Genomic DNA, 13,862 nt, shown 5'->3' on the forward strand with positions numbered 1-13,862 from the left:
GTCGATGAAGGACGGTTCGGACGCCGTGAGCGACTGGCCGCTGCTCAACGCACTGCTGAACACGGCAGGCGGCGCGTCGTGGGTGTCGCTGCACCACGGCGGTGGTGTGGGCATGGGCTTCAGCCAGCACTCGGGCGTGGTGATCGTGGCCGACGGCACGCAGGCGGCGCACGAGCGTCTGGGCCGGGTGCTGCTGAACGATCCGGCGACGGGCGTGATGCGCCACGCGGATGCAGGCTACGAGCTCGCGCAGCAGACGGCGCGTGAAGCGGGTCTCAAGCTGCCGATGCTGGGCAAGTAAGTGGTTTGCACGCACCGCTGGCGGGGCGGTGCGTGTGGTAAATGAGAAGGGCGTCGTGCGGCTGGAGTAGCTGCGCGGCGCTTTTTTTTTGGGGCGGCCAGTGCGCACTTCACTTCGTGCTCACGTGTTCTGACAGCCCACTTCGAACCATGCGTTTTCCGCATGCTCCCCTCGACAATTAATCGTTTGTGACGCCTTCATCGCCCCGGGATACTGCCTCCATTCCCAGACGTGGCGACGAATCGGCATCACACTATGCGATCAGATTACAACTTCATTAACGGGCAGTTTCTTGAAGTGGACGCGCAGCGCATCGCCGTCTACAACCCGGCGAAAGCCGAACTGATCGGCCACGTGAGCGCGGCGACCGCTGCCGACGCCGTCCGCGCCGTCGAGGCCGCGAAAGAGGCCCAGCGCGCCTGGCGCCGTCTGCCCGCCGCCGAGCGCGGTGCGATCCTGACCCGTTTCGCCGACGCCATCGATGCGCGTTCCCCCGTCATCGGCGCGGTACTCGCCGCCGAGTCCGGCAAGAGCGTCGCCGACGCCACCTCCGAAGCCCACTACGCCGCCGAGATCCTGCGCTACCACGCGCAATGGGCGCGCCGTATCGAGGGCGAGGTGATCCCGAGCGACAGCGCAAACGAAAACCTGATCCTGATGCGCGAGCCCATCGGCGTGGCCGCGTGCCTGATCCCGTTCAATTTCCCGATCTACACGCTGCTGCGCAAAATCGCGCCGGCGCTCATCACCGGCAACACCGTCGTGGCGCGCCCGAGCAACAACACGCCGTGCTCGGCGTTCGAAGTGGCGCGCGCCGCCCAGGACGCAGGCCTGCCGCCGGGCATCTTCAACGTGCTCGCGATGGACCATGACACGGCTGCCGTGCTGTGCACGCATCCGGGCGTCGGCATGATCACGCTCACGGGCAGTGTGGCCGCGGGCCGCAAGGTGCTCGACTACTGCAAGGAAAACATCGCGAAGCCTTCGCTCGAGCTGGGCGGCAAGACCCCGGCGATCGTCGAGGCCGACGCCGATCTCGAAGCCGCGGCCACGGCCATCGTGCGCTCCAAGACAACCCATTGCGGCCAGCTCTGCACGGCCATCGAGCGCGTCTACGTGCAGGAGTCCGTGCATGCGCGCTTCGTTGCGCTGCTGCGCGAGAAGATGAGCGCCGTGACCTTCGGCGACCGCTCGGTCGACCCCTCCCGCATGGGGCCGCTCGTCAACGCGCAGGCGCGCGCCTCGGTCCATGCGATGGTCGAGCGCGCCGTGGCCGAAGGCGCCGTGATCGAGACGGGCGGTTATCTGCCGGAAGGCGCGGGCCACTTCTATCCGCCCACGCTGCTGAGCCACTGCCGCCAGGACATGGAGATCGTGCAGGAAGAGATCTTCGGTCCGGTGCTGCCGGTGCTTGCTTACGAAACGCTCGAAGACGCACTTCGCATGGCTAACGACCACCAGTTCGGTCTCTCCTCGGTGCTCTATACGGAGCGCTATCGCTCGGCCATGTTGGTCGCGAACGAGATCGAGGCGGGCGAGCTCTATGTGAACCGCACGCCCGCGGACCCTTACCAGGGCTTCCACGCCGGCTGGAAGCGCTCGGGTCTCGGCGGCGACGACGGCAAGCACGGCATGCTCGAATTCACGCAGACGCGCCTCGTCGTCATGCCGTTTTGATGATTCGTCTTACTGATTGAATGTGTTGATGGGCGTTCGCTGCAACGAACGCCCGCCTGAATAAACGTAGACCGCAAACAGGGTCCCACGCCGGGTGCCCATGCGAGCGAGCCTGCGAAATGGAGACCGCCTTGCAGAAGTCCATCGCCAAGCCCAACGCGCCCGCAAGCTCGCCGCGCGCCGATATTGCTTCGTTCGCACCCGCAACCACGGGCTCGCCGCAGCGCTATGTCCAGTTGCTGCTGCTCGTGCTGGCCGCCGGCGGAATCTATCCGCTTCTGTATTTGCGTCAGGTCTATCAGACCACGATGCTCGATGTCCTGCACATCGACAACACCCAGTTGGGCTACCTCTACTCGGTGCTCGGCATCGTCTTCTTTGTCTCCTATCTGCCGAGCGGCTGGCTCGCCGACCGCGTCGCGCCGCGCCTGCTGATCTGTTTCTCGCTGATCGGCACCGGCGCACTGGGCCTCTGGTATTCAACGGCGCCGGCGTTCAATGTGCTGCTCGTGATCTTCTGCTGCTGGGGCCTCACGACGGGTCTCACGTTCTGGGCATCCGTGCTCAAGCGCGTGCGCATGATTGCGGCGCCGAACGAGCAGGGCCGGTTTTTCGGGCTGCTCGACGGCGGGCGCGGGCTCGTCGAGGCGCTGCTCGCGACCGCGGCGCTTGCGCTCTTTGCCGCCGCCACCGGTTCGGGGCTCGGCGAGGCCGCCGGCCTGCGCCACGTGATTTATATGTATTCCTTCACGTGTATCGCGCTTGGTGCGGCGATGACGTTCTTCAAGGATCCGGCCCCCACGCCCGCCGATGCCGCGAGCAAATCGGCCGATGCGGCCGGGGCAAATACGCACGGTTCGCTCTGGCGCGATCTCAGGACGCTTGCATCGATTCCGCAACTCTGGCTCATGGCGGCCGTCGTGTTCTGCGGCTATCAGATCTTCTGGGCGACGTACAGCTTCTCCGCGTATCTCCAGCAAGGCGAGTTGCATATGAGCGTGGTGGCCGCCGGCATGGTGACCACGGCGAAGCTCTGGATGCGGCCGATCGGCGGCATCGGCGGCGGCTTTCTCGGCGACCGCTTCTCGAACCTGCGCGTGCTGATCTGGGCGATGTTCCTCGCCGTTGCAGGGCTGGTGGGCCTGATCGTGCTGCCGGCGCTGCGCAACATGGCGCTGCTTGGCGCCGTCGTGCTTTTCATCGGCCTCATGACCTATGCGATTCGCGGCCTCTACTGGACGCTGCTCGATTATTGTGCGATCCCGATGCGCATCACGGGCCTTGCAATCGGCCTCGTGTCTTTGGTCGGCTATTCCTCGGATATTTTCCTGCCGCTCGTGAACGGCTACTTCACGGAGCACTACGCGGGCCTGCTCGGTTACCAGTTCTACTTTGCCTACATCGCGGTGATCGGCGCGCTCGGCGGCATTGCCGCGCTCGTGCTCAAGCGCATGTCTCACGCATCTCCCGTTTCCACTCTGTCTGAATCTGCCTGAACCATGAAAGTCGTCGCCATGCAAACGCATGTCGTCGCGGTGCCTCCTCCGCACCTCGGCGGCATGTACTGGATCTTCGTCACGCTGCAGACCGATTGCGGCATCGAGGGTGTCGGTGAAATCTATGCCGCCACCTTTCATCCCGATGTGATGGTGCCTGCCATCGAGGACGTTTTCTCGCGCTATCTGCTCGATCACGATCCGCACCACGTCGAGCGGCTGTTCCGCGAGGCGTATTCGAGCGGCTTCACGCAGCGCCCGGACCTCACGATGATGGGTATCGTGAGCGGACTCGAAATGGCTTGCTGGGACATCGTCGGCAAGGCGGCGGGCAAGCCGGTGTATGAGTTGCTCGGCGGCATGGTGAACGAGCGTCTTCGTTCGTATACCTATCTTTATCCGACGAACGCGAAGGGCGAATACGATTACGACGATCCCGATCTCGCCGCCGAATGCGCCGCTCAAAATGTGAAGCGTGGCTTCACTGCGGTCAAGTTCGATCCGGCGGGACCGTACACGGCCTACTCGGGGCATCAGCTTTCGCTCGAAGTGCTCGACCGCTGTGAAACGTTCTGTCGCAAGGTGCGCGAAGCCGTGGGCAACAAGGCCGACCTGCTGTTCGGCACGCACGGGCAAATGGTGCCTTCGTCGGCGATCCGGCTTGCGAAGCGCCTCGAAAAGTACGACCCGCTCTGGTTCGAGGAGCCGGTGCCGCCGGGCCAGGAAGAGGCTATCGCCAACGTGGCGAAGCACACGTCGATTCCGATTGCGACCGGCGAGCGTCTCACCACCAAGTATGAATTCCACAAGCTGCTGCAGGCGGGCGGGGCGTCGATCCTGCAAATGAACGTTGCGCGCGTGGGCGGTCTGCTCGAGGCCAAGAAGATCGCAACGCTTGCCGAAGTACATTACGCCCAGATCGCGCCGCACCTCTATAACGGGCCCATTGGCGCGGCGGCGAGCATCCAGATTGCGGCCTGCACGCCGAACTTCCTGATTCAGGAAAGCATCGGCACGTGGGATGGCTTCCACGCGCAGATCCTCAAGAAGCCGATCCAGTGGGAAGACGGTTACATCATTCCGTCGAAGGCGCCGGGTCTGGGCGTCGAACTCGACATGGACGTCGTGCGCGCGCACTCGCCATACACCGGCAAGCGTCTGCATCTGCAGATGGCGAGCCAGCCGGCCGACGTGCGCGACACCTCGCCCGCACGCGGCTGATCCGTGGGAGCAAACAGATGAACTACGACTACATCATCGTCGGCGCCGGCTCGGCAGGCTGCATTCTCGCCGAGCGGCTCTCGGCTTCGGGGCGCCATTCGGTGCTGCTGCTCGAGGCGGGCGGCTCCGACGATTCGTTCTGGTTCAAAATACCCATCGGCTTCGCCAAGCTGTATTACAACGATAAGCACAACTGGATGTATTGCAGTGAGCCAGAGCCCGAGCTGGCCGGGCGCCAGATTTACGCGCCGCGCGGCAAGGTGCAGGGCGGCTCGGGCTCGATCAACGCGATGATCTATGTGCGCGGCGCCCAGCGCGATTTCGACGACTGGGCCGCGGCGGGCAATCCGGGTTGGTCGTACCAGGACGTGTTGCCGTATTTTCGCAAGCTCGAATCGCATCCGCTCGGCGACACGATGTGGCACGGCGCGAACGGCCCCGTGCGCATTACGCCAATGAAGGACGGCGCGCATCCGATTTGCCAGACCTTCATCGAAGGCTGCACGCAGCTCGGCTACGAGCGCAACGACGACTTCAACGGCGCGCGACTCGAAGGCGTGGGCATTTACGATGTGAACACGCGCGACGGCCAGCGCGCATCGAGCAGCTTCGCGTATCTGCATCGCGCGGGGCATCGTCCGAATCTCAAGATCGAGCTTCATGCGCACACATCGCGCGTGCTGTTCGATGGCGACGCGGTAACCGGGAAGCGACGCGCGACCGGTGTGGAGATCATTCAGCAGGGCACGAAGCGCACGTTCCATGCGAACCGCGAAGTCATAGTCGCGGCGGGCGCGGTCGATTCGCCCAAGCTGCTTCAGCTCTCAGGCGTGGGCCCGCGTGCGCTGCTCGCAAAGCATGGCATCGAGGTGATTCACGAGCTGCCGGCGGTGGGCCAGAACCTGCAGGACCATCTGTGCGTGAGCTTCTACTATCGCTCGCGCATGAAGACGCTCAACGACGCGTTCAGCAGTTGGACCACCAAGCTCAAATTCGGCTTGCAATACCTTCTCAAGCGCACGGGTCCGTTCTCGATGAGCGTGAACCAGTCGGGCGGTTTTTTCCGCACCAGCGTGAACGAAGCGCATCCGAACATGCAGGTGTATTTCAATCCGCTTTCGTATCGGATTCCTAAATCGAATCGCGCGCAGCTCACCCCGGAGCCGTATTCGGGCTTTCTCGTCTGCTTCAATCCGTGCCGGCCCACGAGCCGCGGCTCGATCGAGATCGCGTCGGCGAATGTGGACGACGCGCCGAAGATTCGCGGCAACTATCTCTCGACGCAGAAGGATCGCGACGAGGCGGTCGCGGGCAGCCGTCTCGTGCGCAAGCTGATGACGGCGCGCGCGTTGCAGGAAGTGACAGTGGAAGAGGTGACGCCCGCCGGCGACGTGACCGACGACGCCAGCATGCTCAAGTTCTTCCGCGAGCAGAGCGGCTCGATCTACCACCTGTGCGGCACCTGCGCGATGGGGCCCGATCCGCGCACGGCCGTGGTCGATGCACGCCTGCGCGTGCACGGCATCGAGGCTTTGCGCGTGGTGGATGCGTCCATCTTCCCGAACATCACGTCCGGCAATACGAACGCGCCCACCATGATGGTCGCGGAAAAGGGCGCGCAGATGATCATCGAAGATGCGGAGCATGACATTGCCGCGCGCAGTCTGGCGGCCAACGTTCAACGGGCCGCGGCGATTTCTTCCTGAAGCCACTGCCGGAACAGCTGGAGCGGCCTGGACCCTTGCTGTTCGGGCCGCACCACGAACCAGTACGACTGGCGCCCGTCCACATGGACGTCCCGCACCGGTGCGAGCCGCCCTTCGGCCAACTCGCGCGCGATCATGTTGCGGTCGGCCATGGTCACGCCGAGTCCTTCGATCGCCGCGCGGATCGCATGATCGAGCAGATCGAATTCATAGCCGCCCGACGTGTCCACATCTTCGATGCGCGCGGCATCCAGCCAGTGCCGCCACGTGAGATAGCGCTGATTTTCGCCGGCTAGCACGTGCAATAGCGTTTGCTTTGTGAGGTCGAGCGGGCCGTTCGCGAGCAGCGCGGGCGCGCAGACCGCGATGTGCGATTCGTGCATCAGCAGCGAGCTTTCGAGTCCTGCCCATTCGCCGTCGCCGAAACGGATTGCGCAATCGAGCGCGGTGGAATCGGCGAGGCTGTCCTGCAAGTGTGTCGTGAGGCTCAATTCGAGCGTGGGATGGCGCGCGTGCAGCTTCGTCAGGCGCGGCACGAGCCAGCGGCTCGCGAAGGTGGGCGGCGCATTCACGCGCAGGCGGTTCAGGTCGCTCTTTTGCTGGATCGTGCGCACGGTCAGTTCGATACGGTCGAACGATTGCTGCAGCGTGCGCAGGAGCGTGCGGCCGGCGTCGGTGAGCTCCAGCCGGTGATGGTGGCGTTCGAGCAGGGTTTCGCCAAGTTGCTCTTCGAGCTGGCGTACCTGGCGGCTCACGGCGCTCTGTGTCACGTTCAACTGTTCGGCGGCGCGGGTGAAGCTGCCGCTGGTGCCTGCCGCCTCGAATGCCTTCAGCGCGTTCAGCGCCGGCATTTTTCGCTTCAAGGTTGTCTCCTCGCGGGCCGCGCCATCTCGAAATGACGGGGCGCCAAAACGACGGAGTATACCGGTGAGCGAGGCGCAGCGGCGATCCGGCGCACGGGTGGCGCGCCGTTCAGCGCCGCGCGCGTGAGAGCGCAGCAAGCCCGAGCGTGACGGCGAGCGCGAAGACGTAGAGGCCGCCCGGGCCGACGAGCCGCATGAAGATCGAAGCGATGGTCGGCCCGGCCGCGCCGCCCAGCGAGAACACGAGCAGCAGCGTGGCGCTCGTCTGCACGCGGCGCGCCTGGTCGACGTGGTCGTTCACGTCGGAGACGATCACGCCGTAGAGCGTGAAGGTGAGCGCGACGTAAAGGAACAGCAGGACATCGACCAGCAACGGCGCGCGCATCACGATCAGCGCCGCCGCCGCGAGCGCTGCGACGAGCGAAACCGCGCCGAGCGTGGCGCGCCGCCCGAGATGGTCGGACAGGCGGCCCACGGGCCACTGCGAGAGCAGCGCGCCGATCAGCACGATGCCCATGACACGCGAAATGTCGCCCGCCGGAAAGCCGATGCGCGCGAGATAGACCGGCGTGAGCGCATAGAACGTGCTGGAGAGCAGCCCCGCGCAGATGCAAGCGGGAACGCTTCGGGGTGCTACGCGGTGCAGCTCGCGCAGACCGTCGAGCAGCAGCGTGGGGCGCTTGGGTGTCGCGAGCGGCGAGGCGCTTACCATGGCAGCAGCGGGCGGCGGCATCGCTTGTTGCCAGTCGCCGATCAGCGCCACGGGAATCAGGCCGGCGACAAAGAGACCATTCACAAGCCCATGCTCGAGATTGCTGCCGGGGGCGCTCACGCCGAGCAGGAACTGGCCGATGCTCACGCCGAGGTAGGTGAGCACGAGATAGAACGCGAACGCGCGCCCGCGCTGTCCGTTGGGTACGGCGCTGTTGACACCGCTCTCGATCGACGTGAATACGCCAACCATGCTGAAGCCCGTCACGAGCCGCAGCACGGCCCAGATGTCGGGCGAATCGAAGGACAGATAGCCGAGCGCCGCGAGGGCTGCGAGCGCACCGAAGCCGATGAACGCGCGCTGCGGCCCGATGCGCGCCACGAGCGGACCGAGACCGAGCGCACCGACGATGAAGCCGACGTAATAGCACGACTGCACGAGGCCGACGCCGAGCGCAGTGTGCTGCGCCTGGAGCATGCGCAGCGAAATCAGCGTGGTGAGCAGGCTGTTGCCGCAGACGAGAATCGTGTAGCCGCCCAGCAGGCCTATGAGCGCCCGCATGCGCCGCGCTTAGTGCGTCACGCCGGCGCGACGCTCCACGAAGCGGCGCACGTAGTCGTCGGCGGGGCGATGCAGGATGTCGTCGGGCGTGCCGCACTGGATCAGGCGGCCGTCACGCAAAATCGCGATCTGGTTGCCGATGCGCAGCGCCTCGTCGAGGTCGTGCGTGATGAACACGATGGTCTTCTTGAGCGTCTTCTGGAGTTCGAGGAGCTGGTCCTGCATCTCCGTGCGGATCAGCGGATCGAGCGCGGAGAACGCCTCGTCCATCAGGATCACGTCGGTGTTCGCGGCCAGCGCGCGGGCGAGGCCGACACGCTGGCGCATGCCGCCCGAGAGTTCGTCGGGGTAGTGGTCGGCGTAGCCGTCGAGTCCCACCTTGGCGAGCCATTCCCGCGCGCTCGCGTGCGCGGCGGCCTTCTTCTCGCCGCGCGTGACGAGCGCGTAGGCGGTGTTGTTGAGCACCGTCTGGTGCGGCAGCAGGCCGAAGCTCTGGAACACCATGCTCACGCCGTAGCGGCGCAGATGGCGCAGGCCGCTATCGGAGAGCTTGAGCACGTCGTTGCCGTCGATCAGGATCTCGCCCACGGTAGGCTCGATCAGCCGGTTGAAGTGGCGCACGAGCGTGGATTTGCCCGAGCCCGAGAGCCCCATGATGACGAAGATCTGGCCCGAGCCGATCGACAGGCTCACGTCGTTCAGGCCGACGTTGCAGCGTGTCTTTTCGAGGACCTCGGCCTTGCTCGCGCCGCCGCGCAGCAGCTCGAGCGCGCGCTGGCCCGCGTCGCGCGCGCCAAAAATCTTGTAGACGTGTTTGACTTCGATGCCGCTCATGTTCGTTACCTCATTGCGTGTTCGGAGTGCGCCGTCTCCTGCGTCTCTCGCATGATGCCAGCGCCAATGCAATTGCGTCCGTTGTTCGTCCTGCGTTGCCGTTATTTGGCCGGCTGGCTGCTCAGGTCGCCGGTCCCGGCCGCATCGGCGTCGCTGCTTTCCTGATCGCGGGCGCGGCGAAACGGAACTCGGGAGGGCTGCTTCGACTTGCGTGCCAGACCGCGCGTGCGGCGCCCCTGGCCGTAGCCCTGGCTGATGCGGTCGATCACGATGGCGAGGATCACGATGGCGATGCCGGCCTGCGTGCCCTTGCCGACGTCGAGCGTCTGGATGCCCGCAAGCACGTCCTCGCCGAGGCCGCGCGAGCCGATCATCGAGGCGATTACCACCATCGAAAGCGCCATCATCGTGGTCTGGTTGATGCCGGCCATGATGCTCGGCCGCGCGAGCGGCAACTGCACGCCGAACAGCAGTTGCATGCGCGTGGTGCCGAACGCACGCGCGGCTTCGACGATCTCGCTATCCACGTGGCGAATGCCGAGATCGGTCAGGCGGATGAGCGGCGGCAGCGCGTAGACGACGGTCGCGAGAATCGCGGGCACCTTGCCGAGGCCGAACAGCATCAGCACTGGAATCAGGTAGACGAAGCTCGGCAGCGTTTGCATCACGTCGAGGACGGGCAGCAGCACGCGGCGCAGCGAGCTGCTCGATGCCGCAAGGATGCCGATGGGCACGCCGAGTATCACCGAAATGAGCGTGGCGACGACCATCAGCGCGAAGGTCTGCATGAGCTTGTCCCACAGCCCGAAGCAGCCGATCAGCCAGAGCAGGGCGACGAACAGGAGCGCCACGCCGATGCGGCGTGACGCGTGCCAGGCGAGCAGGCCCACGGCGGCGAGTATGACCAGCGGCGGCGTCGCCCGCAGCAGGCCCTCGAGCGGCACGAGCACGTGGCGCAGCATCAGGACGCTGAAGTTATGAAACGTGTCGCCGTGCTGCTGCACGAACGCGGTGACCTGATCGTTGACCCAGTCGGAAATCGACAGGTGAAGGAAGGGAGATCCCATGGTGAGCCTCATTCTGCGTATGACGGGGCGATGCCTTGCTGCATCGATCGCTTCACGGTGCGGGGAGGGCGCTCAGGTGTGGGGGCTCGCGTGGGTGATACGTCTCATGTCGTGTCTCCTATGTATCTATGGGCCTCTGCGCAGGTGCGCGGGCCATGTCTTTTTAACCGGTGCGAACAGAGTCTACCGGGAGCGTTTTGGGTTGCGAAGCCACGAATAGTCATCGAAGCATTACCTGATCTCATGGCAATGAATCCGCCTCATGCCCCCATGAGATTTCATAGCTTTTAGGCGCCTTTCGCGTGTGCTGCAATTCGTCTCGACGCGCAGGCCGCATCGATGAAGCATGCTGCGCTGCGGCACACAACGAAACTGGAGACGGAGTCAGCCATGAAAGCCTTGGAAGTCTATATCGGTGAGGGTTTCGCAGGACCAGGCGTAAACGCCGCTCACATCAACATCATGATCGGCCCGCGTAGCGGCCCGGTAGGGCAGGCGTTCACGAACAGCCTCTCGTCGCCTTCGCAGGGTCACGTGCCCTTCATGGTGGTGGCGCAGCCCAATGTGCCGGTCAAGCCCGCCACGCTCTATGTGAATAAAGCCGATATCCGCGGCGATCTGCACGGCAACGCCACCTGGGGCGCTTCCCAGGCGGCCATTGCGAAGGCGGTGACCGAAGCGATGCTCGACGGCACGCTGCCGCCCGAGGCCGAGAACGAGTGGTGCATCGTCACCGCGAACTGGGTGAACTGGTCGTGCGACGACCTCGACGCCGTCTACGAGAACAATTACGCGGCCTGCAAGACGGCGATTCGCGCGGCGATGAACGGGCTCCCCAAGCTCGACGACGTCGCGAAGATCAAAGACCAGATCAGCAATCCGTTCTACACGCCCAAGGCTCGTGCTGCCTGAGTCGCGACTACCGTTATCAGAGGACTACGATGCAATACGTGCAACTCGGCCGCTCGGGCCTGAAGGTGTCGCGCCTGTGCCTCGGCACTATGAACATGGGCACGCCCGACTGGAAGCCGTGGATCTACAACGAAGAGCAGAGCGAGCCGATCGTGCGCCGCGCGCTCGAAGCGGGCGTGAACTTCATCGACCTCGCGGATTTTTATTCGACTGGCGTGGGCGAGGAAGTGGTCGGGCGCATCGTGCGGCGCATTGCGAAGCGCGACGAGCTCGTGCTCACGACCAAGGTGGGCTATCCCATCGGCAACGGCGTCAATAACCAGGGCCATTCGCGCAAGCACATCATGGATGGCATCGACGGCTCGCTGCGCCGCCTGCAGACCGATTATGTCGACGTCTACATGCTCCACTACTTCGACGTGAATACGCCCGTCGAGGAAACCATGGATGCGCTCAACGATATCGTGCGCGCGGGCAAGGCGCGCTATATCGGCGTCTCGACCATGTTCACGTGGCAGTTCGCGAAGATCCTGCAGGCCTGCGAGCGCTATAACTTCGCACGCCCGATCAATATGCAGCTGCAGCTGAACTGCGCGTACCGCGAGGAAGAGCGCGAGATGATCCCGTTTTGCCAGGATCAGGGCATTGGCGTTTCGGTGTTCAGCCCGCTCGCGCGCGGCCTGCTTTCGGGCGACGCGAAGTCGGTGCGCAACCAGACCGACTTCTTCACCGTGCAGATGTACGACGATGAGGTTTCGCGCGAGATCGCGCGCTCGGTAGCCGAAGTCGCCGATGCACGCGGGGTCTCGTGTGCTCAGATCGCGCAGGCGTGGGTGCTGGGCCGCACGGGCGTGGCGTCGATGCTGGTGGGCGCCGACACGGTCGCGCAGTTCGAGAGCGCGCTCGCGGCGCTCGACACGCAACTCGATGCTGGCGAGCTTTACGAGCTCGATCGCAACTACACGCCGTGCGACGTGATCAACGACTATGTGACGGCGCGCATTCCGCGCGTGCCGCGCGCGGCCCGCCGGCTGGAGATCGCGGCATGATCGGCGGCCTGACTGAAGCGCGCTTGTGGCGCACGTCGAGCTTCATCGACGGAGAGTGGGTGGCGAGCGACGCGACCTACACGGTGTTCGACCCGGCCAGTGGCGCAGCGCTGGTGGAGGTTGCTCGTGCGGGCGCGCGCGAGACGCTTCAGGCCGTGGCTGCGGCCACCCAGGCGTTTCCCGCGTGGCGCGACGCTACGGCCGCCGAGCGCGGCGAGAAGGTGCGCCGCTGGGGCGAACTGATGCTCGCGCATCGCGAAGATCTCGCGCGCATCATGACCGCGGAGCAGGGCAAGCCGTATGCGGAGGCGCTCGGCGAAGTGGCCTATGCGGCAAGCTTCCTCACCTGGTTTGCGGAGGAAGCGCGGCGCGCGTACGGCGACGTGATTCCCGCGCCGAAGAAGGGCTCGCGCATCATCGTGACGAAGGAGCCCGTGGGTGTGGTCGGCGCCATCACGCCGTGGAACTTCCCGCTCGCGATGGTCACGCGCAAGGCGGGCCCTGCGCTGGCGGCGGGCTGCACGATGGTGCTCAAGCCATCCGAAGAAACACCGCTTTGCGCGTTCGCGCTGGCGGTGCTGGCCGAGGAGGCCGGTATTGCGCGCGGCGTGTTCAACGTGGTGTCCGGCGACGCGCCTGCGATCGGCGACACGCTGATGGCGTCGAAGGCCGTGCGCAAGATCTCGTTCACGGGATCGACGCGCGTGGGCAAGCTGCTCATGCGCGCCGCCGCGGATAGCGTGAAGAAGGTCTCGCTGGAGCTGGGCGGCAACGCGCCGTTCATCGTGTTCGACGACGCCGATCTCGATGCCGCGGTGGAGGGCGCGATGGCCTCGAAGTTCCGCAACACCGGGCAGACCTGCGTGTGCGTGAACCGCTTTTACGTGCAGTCGGGCGTGCATGACGCGTTCGTGAAGAAACTCGTCACTGCGGTGCGCAAGCTTCGCGTTGCAAACGGCATGGAGCCAGGCGCGACGCAAGGGCCGCTCATCAACGGCGCCGCGCTGCGCAAGGTCGAGGCGCACGTGAGCGACGCGCGCGAGAAGGGCGGCACCATCGTATGCGGTGGCAGCCGGCATGCGCTCGGCGGTACGTTCTATGAACCGACCGTCATCACGGGCGCGCACGGCGGCATGATGCTCGCGAACGAAGAGACCTTTGGCCCGGTGGCGGCCGTGTTCCGTTTCGACACCGAGCAAGAGGCGATCCAGGCGGCGAACGATACCGATTTCGGGCTTTCCGCGTATTTCTATGCGCGCGACATCGGCCGCGTGTGGCGCGTTGCTGGGGCGCTGGAAAGCGGCATGGTCGGCATCAACGAAGGGATCATCTCGACGGAGGTCGCGCCGTTCGGCGGCGTGAAGGAGTCGGGGCTCGGGCGCGAAGGCTCGAAGTACGGACTCGATGAGTACCTCGAAACGAAGTACATGATGATGGGTGGGTTGGGGTGATCCTGCCAGCGG

11 protein-coding genes and 1 pseudogene are annotated in these 13,862 nt (G+C 65.0%); 8 read left to right on the forward strand and 4 right to left on the reverse strand.

Annotation, left to right across the window (positions count from 1 at the left end):
• The 5 genes and pseudogenes from EYW47_RS26070 to EYW47_RS26090 form a co-directional block, all read left to right on the forward strand.
• Positions 1–301, forward strand: a pseudogene (locus tag EYW47_RS26070) (urocanate hydratase); the annotation flags it as partial.
• 255 nt (positions 302–556) lie between these two features.
• Complete coding sequence (aldA, locus tag EYW47_RS26075) at positions 557–1,978, forward strand: aldehyde dehydrogenase (protein ID WP_133197729.1); 1,422 nt, start codon at positions 557–559, stop codon at positions 1,976–1,978.
• Positions 1,979–2,109: 131 nt separating this feature from the next.
• Positions 2,110–3,474: an MFS transporter gene (locus EYW47_RS26080; RefSeq protein ID WP_377785044.1), complete on the forward strand. Its 1,365-nt coding sequence runs from the start codon at positions 2,110–2,112 to the stop codon at positions 3,472–3,474.
• A gap of 3 nt (positions 3,475–3,477) precedes the next feature.
• Positions 3,478–4,695 (forward strand): mandelate racemase/muconate lactonizing enzyme family protein, encoded by a 1,218-nt coding sequence (locus EYW47_RS26085; protein ID WP_133197731.1) that lies wholly within the window; start codon positions 3,478–3,480, stop codon positions 4,693–4,695.
• A 17-nt stretch (positions 4,696–4,712) separates the two neighbouring features.
• Positions 4,713–6,401, forward strand: coding sequence for a GMC family oxidoreductase (locus tag EYW47_RS26090; RefSeq protein WP_133197732.1), 1,689 nt, complete (start codon positions 4,713–4,715; stop codon positions 6,399–6,401).
• Here EYW47_RS26090 and EYW47_RS26095 read toward each other — a convergent pair.
• From EYW47_RS26095 to EYW47_RS26110, 4 genes are all read right to left on the reverse strand, one after another.
• A complete protein-coding gene (locus EYW47_RS26095) occupies positions 6,374–7,252 on the reverse strand; it encodes a LysR substrate-binding domain-containing protein (protein ID WP_205710161.1) in 879 nt (292 codons plus the stop codon). The genes EYW47_RS26090 and EYW47_RS26095 overlap by 28 nt on opposite strands.
• 121 nt (positions 7,253–7,373) lie before the next feature.
• Positions 7,374–8,537: an MFS transporter gene (locus EYW47_RS26100; RefSeq protein ID WP_133197734.1), complete on the reverse strand. Its 1,164-nt coding sequence runs from the start codon at positions 8,535–8,537 to the stop codon at positions 7,374–7,376.
• A 9-nt stretch (positions 8,538–8,546) separates the two neighbouring features.
• Positions 8,547–9,371 carry a quaternary amine ABC transporter ATP-binding protein gene (locus EYW47_RS26105; RefSeq protein ID WP_133197735.1) on the reverse strand — a complete coding sequence of 275 codons (825 nt, stop codon included), beginning with the start codon at positions 9,369–9,371 and terminating at the stop codon, positions 8,547–8,549.
• 101 nt (positions 9,372–9,472) lie between these two features.
• Positions 9,473–10,438: an ABC transporter permease gene (locus tag EYW47_RS26110; RefSeq protein WP_133197736.1), complete on the reverse strand. Its 966-nt coding sequence runs from the start codon at positions 10,436–10,438 to the stop codon at positions 9,473–9,475.
• Between the two features lie 390 nt (positions 10,439–10,828).
• Here EYW47_RS26110 and fae point away from each other — a divergent pair, with 390 nt between their 5' ends.
• The 3 genes from fae to EYW47_RS26125 are packed head-to-tail and all read left to right on the forward strand — an operon-like array spanning position 10,829 to position 13,850.
• Positions 10,829–11,350, forward strand: a complete 522-nt coding sequence (gene fae, locus EYW47_RS26115; protein ID WP_133197737.1) for a formaldehyde-activating enzyme — start codon at positions 10,829–10,831, stop codon at positions 11,348–11,350.
• A gap of 29 nt (positions 11,351–11,379) precedes the next feature.
• Entirely contained in the window at positions 11,380–12,399 is a 1,020-nt protein-coding gene (locus EYW47_RS26120) for an aldo/keto reductase (RefSeq protein ID WP_133197738.1), read from the forward strand.
• Entirely contained in the window at positions 12,396–13,850 is a 1,455-nt protein-coding gene (locus tag EYW47_RS26125; protein WP_133197739.1) for an NAD-dependent succinate-semialdehyde dehydrogenase, read from the forward strand. The genes EYW47_RS26120 and EYW47_RS26125 overlap by 4 nt, the downstream gene beginning before the upstream one ends.
• Positions 13,851–13,862 lie beyond the last annotated feature (12 nt).

It is taken from the genome of Paraburkholderia silviterrae, assembly GCF_004353915.1.
Classification (GTDB): Bacteria; Pseudomonadota; Gammaproteobacteria; order Burkholderiales; family Burkholderiaceae; genus Paraburkholderia; species Paraburkholderia silviterrae.